Here is a 12406-nt window from a genome sequence, read left to right as displayed (position 1 = left end):
TCATCCAATAGTTGTCTTCGGGAGTGGGAAATGAAGCCTTTTTTGCGCTGGTGTTTCGTTGCGACAGCTTTAACGCTGGCAGGATGCAGCAACTCTGCCTGGCGTAAGAGCGAAGTCCTCGCAGTGCCATTGCAACCGACTTTGCAGCAAGAAGTGATTCTGGCACGCATGGAACAAATACTTGCCAGTCGGGCTTTAACCGATGAAGAACGCGCACAGCTTTTATATGAGCGCGGAGTGTTGTATGATAGTCTCGGTCTGAGGGCACTGGCGCGAAATGATTTTTCACAAGCGCTGGCTATCCGACCTGATATGCCTGAAGTATTCAATTACTTAGGCATTTATTTAACGCAGGCAGGCAATTTTGATGCTGCCTATGAAGCGTTTGATTCTGTACTTGAGCTTGATCCAACTTACAACTACGCGCACTTGAATCGCGGTATCGCATTGTATTACGGCGGTCGTGATAAGTTAGCGCAAGATGATCTGCTGGCGTTTTATCAAGACGATCCTAATGATCCTTTCCGTAGCCTGTGGCTTTACATCGTTGAGCGGAAGCTCGATGAGAAGCAGGCAAAAGAGGCACTGAAACAGCGCTTCGATAAATCGGACAAGGAACAGTGGGGATGGAACATTGTCGAGTTCTACCTGGGCAACATTAGCGAAGCAACGCTGATGGAACGCCTCAAGGCGGACGCAACGGATAACACCTCGCTCGCTGAGCATCTCAGTGAAACCAACTTCTATTTAGGTAAGTACTACCTAAGTCTGGGGGATATGGACAGCGCTACGGCACTGTTCAAATTAGCGGTTGCTAACAACGTACACAACTTCGTTGAGCACCGTTATGCATTGTTGGAATTATCGCTCTTGGGCCAGGAGCATGACGACCTGGCAGAATCGGACCAGCAATAGCTGACGACATAAACATCAGCCCGTAATCTTTTGATTGCCATCACCTTAACTGGTGAGGGCGTTGTTGTTCGTCAATACACCTACTTTGAGCCGGTTCACACTTTTCAATGAAAATTGCTAATCATTTTCACGATGAGCTAAGTAGACTGGCCGCCATTGACATTGAGGCACTCGTACTACATGGCTGAATTCGAAACCACTTTTGCAGATCTGGGCCTGAAGGCTCCTATCCTTGAAGCCCTTAACGATCTGGGTTACGAAAAACCATCTCCGATCCAGGCTGAGTGTATCCCACACCTGCTTTCTGGTCGTGACGTGCTGGGCATGGCCCAGACTGGTAGCGGTAAAACTGCAGCATTCTCGCTGCCGCTGCTGAACAACATTGATCCGGACCTGCGTGCACCGCAGATCCTCGTCCTGGCTCCAACCCGTGAACTGGCTGTTCAGGTTGCAGAAGCAATGACGGAATTCTCTAAACATATGCGCGGCGTAAACGTGGTAGCCCTGTACGGCGGCCAGCGTTATGACGTGCAGTTACGCGCCCTGCGCCAGGGTCCACAGATTGTTGTCGGTACGCCGGGCCGTCTGCTGGATCACCTGAAGCGCGGTACTCTGGACCTCTCTAAACTGAGCGGCCTGGTGCTGGATGAAGCAGATGAAATGCTGCGTATGGGCTTCATCGAAGACGTCGAAACCATCATGGCGCAGATCCCGGACGGTCATCAGACCGCGCTGTTCTCTGCCACCATGCCAGAAGCGATTCGTCGTATCACCAAACGCTTCATGAAAGATCCGCAGGAAGTGCGTATTCAGTCCAGCGTAACCACTCGCCCGGACATCAGCCAGAGCTACTGGTCTGTGTACGGCATGCGTAAAAACGAAGCGCTGGTACGTTTCCTGGAAGCGGAAGATTTTGATGCGGCGATTATTTTCGTTCGCACCAAAAACGCGACCCTGGAAGTGGCTGAAGCCCTGGAGCGTAGCGGCTATAACAGCGCAGCGCTGAACGGCGACATGAACCAGGCTCTGCGTGAGCAGACTCTGGAGCGTCTGAAAGACGGTCGTCTGGATATCCTGATTGCAACCGACGTGGCAGCACGTGGTCTGGACGTTGAGCGTATCAGCCTGGTTGTTAACTATGACATCCCGATGGATTCCGAGTCTTACGTTCACCGTATCGGCCGTACCGGTCGTGCGGGTCGTGCTGGCCGTGCGCTGTTGTTCGTTGAGAACCGCGAGCGTCGTCTGCTGCGTAACATCGAACGCACCATGAAGCTGACCATTCCAGAAGCGGACCTGCCAAACGCAGAGCTGCTGGGCAAACGCCGTCTGGAAAAATTCGCCGCTAAAGTACAGCAGCAGCTGGAAAGCAGCGATCTGGATCAGTACCGTGCGCTGCTGTCGCAGATTCAGCCTGTTGCTGAAGGCGAAGAGCTGGACATGGAAACCCTGGCCGCAGCACTGCTGAAAATGGCTCAGGGCGAACGTAGCCTGATCGTGCCACCAGATGCACCGATGCGTCCTAAGCGTGAATTCCGTGACCGTGACGATCGCTTCGAACGTCGTGGCGACCGTAACGATCGTGGCCCACGTGGTGACCGTCCAGAGCGTGGTGGTGAAGACCGTCCACGTCGTGAACGTCGCGACGCAGGTGACATGGAACTGTACCGCATTGAAGTGGGCCGTGATGATGGCGTTGAAGTTCGTCACATCGTTGGCGCGATCGCTAACGAAGGCGACATCAGCAGCCGTTACATTGGTAACATTAAGCTGTTCGCATCCCACTCTACTATCGAGCTGCCAAAAGGCATGCCGGGCGAAGTGCTGCAGCACTTTACGCGTACCCGCATCCTGAACAAGCCGATGAACATGCAGCTGCTGGGTGATGCGCAGCCACGTCCTGACCGTGGCGGCGAACGTCGTGGCGGTGGTCGCGGTTTCGGCGGTGAGCGTCGTGAAGGCGGTCGCAGCGAAGGTCGCGGTGGTGAAGGCCGTCGTTTCTCCGGCGAGCGCCGCGAAAGCCGTGGCCCGCGTCGTGAAGAAGGCACCAGCCGTCGTCGTTTCGGTGACGCGTAAGCCTTACGCTTCTGACGTAAAGTAAAATATACAGCCCCGATTCATGCGATCGGGGCTTTTTTTATTCCTTTTGTACTCTTGTACTGGTACAGTGCGTCACATTAAAATGCAGAACCGTATGATTGACTGGAGAAAAGGCTGTATGGCGACACTAACCACCACCCAAACGTCACCTTCGCTGCTTGGCGGCGTGGTGATCATCGGCGGAACCATTATAGGTGCCGGGATGTTCTCCCTGCCCGTGGTCATGTCCGGTGCGTGGTTCTTCTGGTCGCTGGCCGCGCTGGTCTTTACCTGGTTCTGTATGCTCCATTCCGGGCTGATGATCCTCGAGGCGAACCTGAACTACAGGATTGGCTCCAGTTTCGACACCATCACCAAAGATCTGCTGGGCAAAGGCTGGAATCTGGTGAACGGGCTCTCCATCGCGTTTGTGCTGTATATCCTCACCTACGCGTATATTTCAGCGAGCGGCTCGATTCTGCATCACACCTTCTCGGAGATGTCGCTGAACGTTCCGGCGCGTCTGGCGGGGCTATGTTTCGCGCTGGCTGTGGCGTTTATCGTCTGGATGAGTACCAAAGCGGTGAGTCGTATGACGGCAATCGTACTGGGCGCGAAGGTCATCACCTTCTTCCTGACCTTCGGCAGTCTGTTGGGGCACGTGACGCCCGCCACGCTGTTTAACGTCGCCGAAGTGAACACCTCCTACACGCCTTACCTGCTGATGACCCTGCCGTTCTGTCTGGCGTCGTTCGGCTACCACGGTAACGTGCCGAGCCTGATGAAGTACTACGGCAAAGATCCGCGCACCATTGTGAAGTGTCTGGTCTACGGCACGCTGCTGGCGCTGGGGCTGTATGTGATTTGGCTGCTAGGGACGATGGGCAACATCCCGCGTCCGGAATTTATCGGCATTGCCCAGAAGGGCGGTAACATTGACGTGCTGGTGCAGGCGCTGAGCGGCGTGCTGAACAGCCGCAGCCTGGATCTGCTGCTGGTTATCTTCTCTAACTTTGCGGTGGCGAGCTCTTTCCTCGGCGTGACGCTGGGCCTGTTTGACTACCTGGCGGATCTGTTTGGCTTTGATGATTCTGCGATGGGGCGCTTCAAAACCGCGCTGCTGACCTTCCTGCCGCCGATTGTGGGCGGCCTGCTGTGGCCGAACGGTTTCCTGTACGCCATCGGCTATGCAGGGCTGGCGGCAACCATCTGGGCGGCAATTGTGCCCGCGCTGCTGGCACGTAAATCACGTAAACGCTTCGGCAGCCCGAAATTTCGCGTCTGGGGCGGCAAGCCGATGATTGCACTGATCCTGGTGTTTGGGGTAGGTAACGCACTGGTCCACGTGCTGTCGACTTTTAACCTGCTGCCTGTCTATCAGTAAACGCAAAGCCCGGTGGCGCTACGCTTACCGGGCCTACAGGGATCGCGTAGGCCGGATAAGGCGAAGCCGCCATCCGGCAAAAACCTATCCCACCAACTCCTCTTTCACCTGCATCGCCAGCTCAAACGAGTGCAAACGCGCCTGGTGATCGAAAATCTGGCCGTTAACCATAATTTCATCCGCCTGCGTTTCGCGCAGCACCGCCTCCAGCTCGTGACGCACTTTCGCTTTATCGCCTACCAGCGACATGCTCAGCGCCTGCTGCACGCCATACTGTTCGGAGGCTGACCACAGCTGATGCATATTCTCCACCGGTGGCGGAAGCTGGCCCGTTTCACCGCGACGCAGCTTCACAAACGCCTGCTGCATGGAGGTAAACAGGAATTCCGCGTCGCGATTGCTGTCGGCGGCAACGATGTTGATACACACCATTGCGTACGGCTTCTCCAGACGCTCGGACGGTTTGAAGTTCGTGCGGTAGAGATGCAGCGCCTGATGCAGCATATCCGGCGCGAAGTGCGAGGCAAATGCAAACGGTAGCCCCAGTTGGGCGGCAAGCTGCGCGCTGTAGAGGCTCGAGCCCAGCAGCCACACCGGGATCTTCTCGCCGTAGCCCGGTACCGGACGCACGTGCGGGTTCGGATCGCGCGCGTCGAACCAGTCCACCAGTTCGGCCACGTCGCGCGGGAAGTTGTCGATATCGCCGCTCATATGGCGACGCAGGGCACGCATAGTCGGCTGGTCGCTGCCCGGCGCACGGCCAAGCCCTAAATCGATACGGCCCGGATAGAGGGTATTCAGGGTGCCAAACTGCTCGGCGATCACCAGAGGAGCGTGGTTTGGCAGCATCACGCCGCCGGATCCCAGGTGCAGTGTGGTGGTGTTTGCCGCCAGATAACCAATCAGTACCGAGGTGGCGGCGCTGGCGATGCCCACCATGTTGTGGTGTTCGGCCAGCCAGTAGCGGTGATAGCCACGCTTTTCGGCCAGCTGAGCCAGATCCAGAGAGTGCGAAAAGGCTTCTCTTGCCGAGGAGCCTTGTGGGATCGGCGCCAGATCCAGCACCGAAAACGGAATGGTTTTGTCAGTCATAACAGCTCACTTTGTCGACGGTGAATCTTTAATACTGCATTAAAAAATGATAACCGTTGTTAACAAAGTGAGCCTTTTTTAGGCCTGAAGTTCCAGTCCTGCGAGCCGTCGCCAGTAGCCGTTACAGTCGCTGTTTGCCGTAAGCGGCAGCGGAGCAGCACCGTTTTCGTTGGCGCGGAAGGCATCCAGCATCGAAAACACGCCGTTATCAAGCGGTGACAGGCGCACCATATCCACCAGCCCGTCCATAGACGCCAGCTCGTTGCCGAGGTTATAGACATAGCCGCTCATGGTCTGAATGCCGTTGAGAACAAACACCTGCTGGTTCTCCTGGGACAGCATGCTGCGTCCGTTTGGGTACTTAATACAGCAGGTTTCGCACTCGTCTTTTGGACGGTCTTCCGAGCGTGCGGTAAAGCAGCGGGCGGAATAGGCCAGCGGCAGATGCCCGTAGCTCAGCACTTCAACTTCAAACTTGTTACGAATGCCCAACTCTTCGCACTGGGTCAGCAGGTTTGCCAGCCAGTCGCGGGAGAGCTCAACAGGCATACACCAGCGCGTCATCCCCTGTTTGAGCAGCAGGCGCAGGGTCACGGCGTTATAACAGTTCAGGGCATGGCCCGCGACAAACGGCAGCCTGCGTTCGGCGCACATGTTCACCACGCCGAGATCGCTCGCCTCCAGCAGGAACTCGCCGTTCTCTACGTAGCGTTTCAGCTCGCCCAGTTCAGAAGAGGCCTGCACCAGCGCGAGCGTGGAGAGCACGACCTGTTTGCCGCTGCCGGCCAGGTTTTTCGCCATATCAAGCCAGTCGCCCACTTTGGTGGCGCGGCGTTTGCTACACACCGCTTCGCCGAGGTAAATCACATCGGCGCTGCTGGAGGCAGCCTGTTGGTAAAAATCTTCCAGCGTCTCTTTTGGCCAGTAGTAAAGCACCGGCCCTAATGAATATTTCATGATTTTCTCACTGCCATTTACGGTGATACGCGCCCAGCGTGGTTTGCGTGCCTTCGGACATCGATCCGAGCGTTTCCATCCAGGCCTGCTGCGGGGCGTAGTTCTGCGGGTCCGCCATGCAGCGGTCGATGGCCTGACGCCACACTTTCGCCACCTGGCTCACGTAGGCCGGGCTGCGCTGGCGACCTTCGATTTTCACCGAGGCAATATTGGCCGCCAGCAGTTCAGGCAGCAGCTCGAGCGTATTAAGGCTGGTAGGCTCTTCGAGCGCGTGGTAGCGCTCGCCGTCGACCAGATAGCGGCCTTTACACAGCGTCGGATAACCGGCGTTTTCACCATCCTGATAGCGGTCAATCAGCACCTCATTCAGACGAGATTCCAGCCCCTGCGGCGTTTGCTGCCATCGAACGAAGCGGGCAGGGGAGCAGGCCCCGACGGTATTCGGCGACTCGCCGGTCAAATACGAGGAAAGATAGCAACGGCCTTCGGCCATAATGCACAGGCTGCCAAAGGCAAAAACTTCCAGCGGCACTGGCGTGACGCGCGCGAGTTGCTTAACCTGATGAATAGAGAGCACGCGCGGCAGCACCACGCGGGCTACGTCAAAGTTTCGGTGATAAAATCGTACGGCCTCCTCGTTGGTGGCAGATGCCTGAACAGAGACGTGGCGCTCAATATGGGGATAGCGTTCTGCCGCATACTCAAGCATGGCGAGGTCGGCCAGAATCAGCGCATCGGCACCCAGCTGTGCCGCCATATCCACCGCGCGCTGCCAGCGGGCGTAGCCGTCAGGATGAGCAAAGGTATTGATGGCGATATGCAGCTTGCGGCGGTGCTGGTGAACGAAGTTAACGGCTTCCTGAAGCTTTTTCTCCGTAAAGTTGAGGCCGGCAAAATGGCGGGCGTTGGTGTCATCTTTCAGCCCGATATAGACCGCATCGGCCCCATTTTCGATGGCCGCCTTAAGCGCCGGAAGATTTCCGGCTGGGCAGAGCAGCTCCATAATTTATCCTGATGTTGTCGATCGCAAAAATGTTAACGAGCTGGGATTTTAATTAACCCATACGCGACAATTTTTGATTTAAGGCAGCTAATGGCGTATTGATGGCACCAATAATGAGGTACGACGGACGATGGTTTGTTGATTTACGCCGCTATGTTGCGCTTCGGATATGGCAAAATAGCAGGACTATAGATATCAGGGAGTAAAGCTCGTGCTGGATAAACTGCGTTCACGTCTCGTACAATTTGGTCCATCAATGCTGAGCGTGCCGGTCAAGCTGGCGCCGTTCGCGCTTAAACGCCAGGTGCTGGAGCAGGTCCTGAGCTGGCAGTTCCGCCAGGCGCTGCAGGATGGCGAGCTGGAGTTCCTGGAAGGCCGCTGGTTAAGCATTGAGGTGCGTGACATCGGGCTGCGCTGGTTTACCTCCGTTGAGAATGACCAGCTCATCGTCCGCGAAACCGCCGAGGCGGACGTGAGCTTTAGCGCCAACGCCAGCGATCTGCTGATGATCGCCGCGCGCAAGCAGGATCCGGACACGCTCTTCTTCCAGCGCCGTCTGGTGATTGAAGGCGACACGGAGCTGGGCCTGTACGTGAAGAATTTAATGGATGCCATTGAGCTGGAGCAGATGCCGAAAGCGCTGCGCGTGATGCTAATGCAAATGGCAGATTTCGTTGAGGCCGGGCTGAAAACCCCGCCGGACGGTAAACACACTTCAGTAGGTGAGCCATGCTGATTCGAGTCGAAATTGGGATTGATGCGCCGGGGATCGATGCGTTGTTGCGCCGAGCCTTTACGAGCGATGCCGAAGCCCAACTGGTCCACGATCTTCGCGAAGACGGCCTGATTACGCTGGGGCTGGTTGCCACCGATGATGAAGGTCAGGTGGTGGGCTATGTTGCCTTCAGTCCGGTAACCGTTCAGGGCGAAGAGCTGCAGTGGGTAGGCATGGCGCCGCTGGCGGTGGATGAAAACTATCGCGGGCAAGGGCTGGCGCGTCAGATGGTCTATGAAGGGCTGGATTCGCTCAATGAGTTCGGCTATGCGGCCGTGGTAACGCTGGGCGATCCGGCGTTCTATGGCCGTTTAGGCTTCGAGCAGGCCGCGCATTACGATCTGCGCTGCCGCTGGCCGGGTACGGAATCCGCTTTCCAGGTACACCGTCTGGCGGACGACGCGCTTAACGGCGTCAATGGGCTTGTCGAGTACCACGACCATTTCAACCGCTTTTAATCAGGCTCTCGCGTAGCGCCTCAAAGGAGCCGTCTCCGGTCACGAGGCGCTCTTTCTGGCGCTTCGTCAGCTGTTTGATGCGGTATTCCAGCCTGAGTGCCAGCGATCGGTCACCGACGGGCGCCGAAAAGGCGAGCTGTAATTCCCCTTTCCCCCGCAGCGCTTTTGCCCCTTTCCCCGTTTGATGTTGTAAAAAACGCCGCGCCACATCGGTGGTTATCCCGGTGTAGAGTGCGTTATCAGCGGTTCGGACAAGATAGAGAAACCAGCACACGGTAAACAGATTCAGTATGTTAAGGTGAACGCACCATAGCATGAGAGAGAACGAAAATGGAAACACTGGCAGCCATCAACCGCTGGCTGGCGAAGCAGCACGTCGTCACCTGGTGCGTCTACAGCGAGGGTGAGATGTGGTGCGCAAACGCGTTTTACTACTACGATCCGGAGCGCGTCGCGTTTTATGTCATGAGTGAAGACAAAACGCGCCATGCGCTGATGACCGGCCAGCAGGCTAAGGTCGCGGGCACGGTGAACGGCCAGCCGAAAACGGTCGCGCTGATCCGCGGCGTGCAGTTTAAAGGGGAGATCCGTCGTCTGGACGGAGAAGAGAGCGACGCGCGTCGTAAGCACTACACGCGCCGCTTTCCGGTTGCCGCTGCGCTAAAAGCCCCGGTGTGGGAAATCCGCCTCGATGAGCTGAAATTTACCGACAACACCCTGGGCTTTGGCAAGAAGCTGCACTGGCTACGCGCCGAGCAGGCGTAGCGCTTCGCGGTTAAACGCCGGGAGATCGTCCGGGGTCCGGCTGGTGATCAGCTGGTCTTTGTCGTTGACCACTTCCTGATCGTAAAACTCAGCACCCGCGTTTTTGAGATCGATAACGATCGGTTTCACCGCCGTGAGCTTACGCCCGCGGACCACTTCTGCGCTGATGAGCAACTGCGGGCCGTGGCAGATGGCAAAGACCGGTTTGCCGGTAGAAACAAAGTCCCGGGTAAAGGTCACGAAACGCTCGTCCCCGCGCAGGGAATCCGGTGAATGGCCGCCGGGTAACAGCAGGGCGTCGAAATCTGAGGGGCTAACGTTATCGATGGTCTCGTCGATGGTCACGCTGGCCTCGCCCTTATGGCCTGTCACCGTTTTGCCCGCCTCTTTTTCAATGGTGATGACCTCATGTCCCGCCTTGCGGAACGCCTCTGCAGGAGAGGTGAATTCTGAATCTTCAAACTCGTCGGTAATCAAGACTGCGATTTTCTTGCCCATGCTTCCTCCGTTGTTTTGGCTTCAGACTGATTTTTCTCCGCTTGTGGTAAATACTTACCTGTAACAGACTTCTAAGTGTGGTCGACGACGCTGAGTTCGCAAACGGACAATTCTGTAAAGGGGATAAGATGAGTCAGGTATTGATTACGGGTGCTACCGGGCTAGTGGGCGATCACCTGCTGCGGCTGCTGATTCAGGATCGCCGCGTGAACTACATCGCTGCCCCGACGCGTCGACCGCTGGCGGACATCTCCGGCGTCTTTAACCCGCACGATCCTCAGCTGACGGATGCGCTGGCGCAGGTGCAGGACCCGATTGATATCGCCTTTTGCTGTCTGGGCACCACGCGGCGGGAGGCGGGGAGCAAAGAGGCATTTATCCACGCCGACTACACGCTGGTGGTGGACACCGCGCTCACGGCGAAAAAGCTGGGGGCCAGACATTTTCTGGTGGTCAGCGCGCTGGGCGCCAGTGCCGGATCGCCTTTCTTCTACAACAAGGTGAAGGGCAAGATGGAGGATGCGCTGATTGCGCAGAAATGGGAGCAACTGACGATTGTGCGCCCCTCAATGCTGATCGGCCACCGGGACGAGCGCCGCTTTAACGAGTCGATCATGGCCCCGCTGTTTCGCATCCTTCCCGGCAACTGGAAAGCCATCGAGGCGCGGGACGTCGCGCGTGTGCTGTTAAAAGAGGGACTGGCCCCGTCGAAAGCGGGCGTAAACATTATCCCTTCGGCAAAACTGCGTGAAATCGCGCAGGGCGAGGCGTAAACTCCCCCGGCTAATTACTCATACTCTCCGGGGAATGCTATGACTGGTCAGTCTTCATCTCAGGCGGCAACACCTGTTCAATGGTGGAAGCCCGCACTCTTCTTTCTCGTGGTCATTGTTGGCCTCTGGTACGTGAAATGGCAGCCGTACTACGGTAAAGCCTTCACCGCCGCCGAAACGCACAGCATCGGTAAATCTATTCTCGCTCAGGCTGATGCCAGCCCGCTTCAGGCGGCGTGGGACTATGCCATGGTCTACTTTCTTGCCGTCTGGAAGGCCGCGGTCTTAGGCGTGATCCTGGGCTCACTGATTCAGGTGCTGATCCCGCGCAACTGGCTGGTGAAAACCCTTGGACAGCCGCGCTTTCAGGGTACGCTGCTGGGAACGATCTTCTCCCTGCCGGGGATGATGTGCTCCTGTTGCGCCGCGCCTGTGGCTGCTGGAATGCGTCGCCAGCGCGTGTCGATGGGCGGCGCGCTGGCGTTCTGGATGGGCAACCCGCTTCTCAACCCGGCAACGCTGGTGTTTATGGGCTTTGTACTGGGCTGGCATTTTGCGTTCATTCGTCTGGTGGCCGGACTGCTGACCGTGCTGGTGGTGGCGACGCTGGTGCAGAATCTGGTGAAGGATAAGGCGCCAGAGTCCGCGTCTGTTGAGCTGGACGTTAGCGAGCCGCAGGGCGGTTTCTTCGCACGCTGGGGCAAGGCGCTATGGCAGCTTTTCTGGAGCACCATCCCGGTCTATATCCTGGCGGTACTGGTTCTCGGGGCGGCGCGCGTCTGGCTCTTCCCGCATGCGGATGGCGCTATCGATAACACGCTGTTGTGGGTCATTGCGATGGCCGTTGCAGGCTGCCTGTTTGTGATCCCTACAGCCGCAGAAATTCCCATTGTTCAGACCATGATGCTGGCCGGTATGGGTACCGCGCCGGCGCTGGCATTGCTCATCACGCTGCCTGCCATCAGCCTGCCGTCGCTGATTATGCTGCGTAAGTCATTCCCGGCGAAAGCGCTGTGGCTGACCGCAGGGCTGGTGGCGTTGAGCGGGGTGATAGTGGGGAGTATTGCGTTGATGTGAAAAAAAGCCCGGTGGCGCGAGCGCTCACCGGGCTTACAGTCGGGTGTAGCTTACTTGATGTAAGTAAACGCGGTGGTGACGTGCTTCACGCCGCTCACCCGGCTGGCGATATCGGCCGCCGCTTTCCCTTCACGTTCGGTCACCAGACCCAGCAGGAACACTTCACCGTTTTCTGTCGTCACCTTCACGTTGGAGGATTTCACCTGGTCCGAGCCCAGCAGCTGGGAGCGTACTTTGGTGGTGATCCAGGTATCGGAAGAGGCATCACCCAGGCCAATTGGCTTGCCCTGACGCACTTCGTTAAACACCTCAGTGGTCCCTTCTACGCCCATCGCAATCTGTTTCGCACGAGAGGCGAGCTCCAGATTCGGCGCCTGGCCTGCCAGCAGCACTTTGCCCTGATAAGCCGTCACGTTGATACGCGCTTCTTTCTTGATTTGTTCGTCTTTCGACAGCGCACTGTTGACGCGCAGCTCCAGCGTACCGTCATCCACCTGCGTTCCCACGGTGCGCGGATCGGTTGCCGCTTTGGTGCCTACCGCGGCGGTACCCACAACGGCCGCAGCGATACATCCCTGAAGCAGTAATGCAGACATAAGGACTGCAAGGGTCGATAAAGCCTTCATAAGA

Annotated in this window: 14 protein-coding genes; 8 read left to right on the top strand and 6 right to left on the bottom strand. The window is 57.1% G+C overall.

The genetic code is table 11. The annotated features are described in order from the left end of the window. Positions 1 to 30: 30 nt before the first annotated feature. From nlpI to mtr, 3 genes are all read left to right on the top strand, one after another. Positions 31 to 915: a lipoprotein NlpI gene (gene nlpI, locus ELK40_RS19945; RefSeq protein ID WP_023309331.1), complete on the top strand. Its 885-nt coding sequence runs from the start codon at positions 31 to 33 to the stop codon at positions 913 to 915. A gap of 180 nt (positions 916 to 1095) precedes the next feature. After that, entirely contained in the window at positions 1096 to 2991 is a 1896-nt protein-coding gene (locus tag ELK40_RS19935) for a DEAD/DEAH family ATP-dependent RNA helicase (RefSeq protein WP_111964959.1), read from the top strand. A gap of 142 nt (positions 2992 to 3133) precedes the next feature. Next, positions 3134 to 4378: a tryptophan permease gene (gene mtr, locus ELK40_RS19930; protein WP_115876390.1), complete on the top strand. Its 1245-nt coding sequence runs from the start codon at positions 3134 to 3136 to the stop codon at positions 4376 to 4378. An 84-nt stretch (positions 4379 to 4462) separates the two neighbouring features. On the opposite strand, the gene ELK40_RS19925 is transcribed toward mtr, so the two are convergent. From ELK40_RS19925 to ELK40_RS19915, 3 genes are all read right to left on the bottom strand, one after another. Continuing rightward, positions 4463 to 5470: a luciferase-like monooxygenase gene (locus tag ELK40_RS19925; RefSeq protein WP_115876344.1), complete on the bottom strand. Its 1008-nt coding sequence runs from the start codon at positions 5468 to 5470 to the stop codon at positions 4463 to 4465. A 78-nt stretch (positions 5471 to 5548) separates the two neighbouring features. Next, complete coding sequence (locus tag ELK40_RS19920) at positions 5549 to 6427, bottom strand: U32 family peptidase (RefSeq protein ID WP_115876343.1); 879 nt, start codon at positions 6425 to 6427, stop codon at positions 5549 to 5551. A 7-nt stretch (positions 6428 to 6434) separates the two neighbouring features. After that, positions 6435 to 7430 (bottom strand): peptidase U32 family protein, encoded by a 996-nt coding sequence (locus tag ELK40_RS19915; RefSeq protein ID WP_021242249.1) that lies wholly within the window; start codon positions 7428 to 7430, stop codon positions 6435 to 6437. 211 nt (positions 7431 to 7641) lie between these two features. Between ELK40_RS19915 and ELK40_RS19910 the strand changes: the two genes are divergently transcribed. Together ELK40_RS19910 and ELK40_RS19905 are read left to right on the top strand one after the other, a co-directional pair. Then, a complete protein-coding gene (locus ELK40_RS19910) occupies positions 7642 to 8166 on the top strand; it encodes an SCP2 domain-containing protein (protein ID WP_024906374.1) in 525 nt (174 codons plus the stop codon). Beyond that, the gene (locus ELK40_RS19905) at positions 8160 to 8663 is read left to right on the top strand and encodes an N-acetyltransferase (RefSeq protein ID WP_127732397.1); all 504 of its coding nucleotides are present in this window, start codon (positions 8160 to 8162) and stop codon (positions 8661 to 8663) included. The genes ELK40_RS19910 and ELK40_RS19905 overlap by 7 nt, the downstream gene beginning before the upstream one ends. On the opposite strand, the gene ELK40_RS19900 is transcribed toward ELK40_RS19905, so the two are convergent. Further along, positions 8650 to 8979, bottom strand: coding sequence for a GIY-YIG nuclease family protein (locus ELK40_RS19900; RefSeq protein WP_115876341.1), 330 nt, complete (start codon positions 8977 to 8979; stop codon positions 8650 to 8652). The two genes, ELK40_RS19905 and ELK40_RS19900, sit on opposite strands and share 14 nt — an antisense overlap. A gap of 14 nt (positions 8980 to 8993) precedes the next feature. On the opposite strand from ELK40_RS19900, the gene ELK40_RS19895 reads away from it, so the two are divergent. Then, on the top strand, positions 8994 to 9428 hold the full coding sequence (locus tag ELK40_RS19895; RefSeq protein WP_127732395.1) for a YhbP family protein: 435 nt from the start codon (positions 8994 to 8996) through the stop codon (positions 9426 to 9428). Here ELK40_RS19895 and ELK40_RS19890 read toward each other — a convergent pair. Beyond that, positions 9408 to 9926 (bottom strand): type 1 glutamine amidotransferase domain-containing protein, encoded by a 519-nt coding sequence (locus ELK40_RS19890; protein WP_115876340.1) that lies wholly within the window; start codon positions 9924 to 9926, stop codon positions 9408 to 9410. The two genes, ELK40_RS19895 and ELK40_RS19890, sit on opposite strands and share 21 nt — an antisense overlap. Before the next feature lie 128 nt (positions 9927 to 10054). On the opposite strand from ELK40_RS19890, the gene ELK40_RS19885 reads away from it, so the two are divergent. Together ELK40_RS19885 and ELK40_RS19880 are read left to right on the top strand one after the other, a co-directional pair. Continuing rightward, on the top strand, positions 10055 to 10699 hold the full coding sequence (locus ELK40_RS19885; RefSeq protein WP_127732393.1) for an NAD(P)H-binding protein: 645 nt from the start codon (positions 10055 to 10057) through the stop codon (positions 10697 to 10699). A gap of 39 nt (positions 10700 to 10738) precedes the next feature. Continuing rightward, the gene (locus ELK40_RS19880) at positions 10739 to 11776 is read left to right on the top strand and encodes a permease (protein WP_115876339.1); all 1038 of its coding nucleotides are present in this window, start codon (positions 10739 to 10741) and stop codon (positions 11774 to 11776) included. 50 nt (positions 11777 to 11826) lie between these two features. Here ELK40_RS19880 and dolP read toward each other — a convergent pair whose 3' ends face one another. After that, positions 11827 to 12402 carry a division/outer membrane stress-associated lipid-binding lipoprotein gene (dolP, locus tag ELK40_RS19875; protein ID WP_111964950.1) on the bottom strand — a complete coding sequence of 192 codons (576 nt, stop codon included), beginning with the start codon at positions 12400 to 12402 and terminating at the stop codon, positions 11827 to 11829. Between the last annotated feature and the right edge of the window lie 4 nt (positions 12403 to 12406).

The sequence above is a fragment of the Enterobacter sp. N18-03635 genome, from assembly GCF_004006055.1.
Classification (GTDB): Bacteria; Pseudomonadota; Gammaproteobacteria; order Enterobacterales; family Enterobacteriaceae; genus Enterobacter; species Enterobacter vonholyi.
This window is presented reverse-complemented; position numbering and strand designations above follow the sequence as displayed.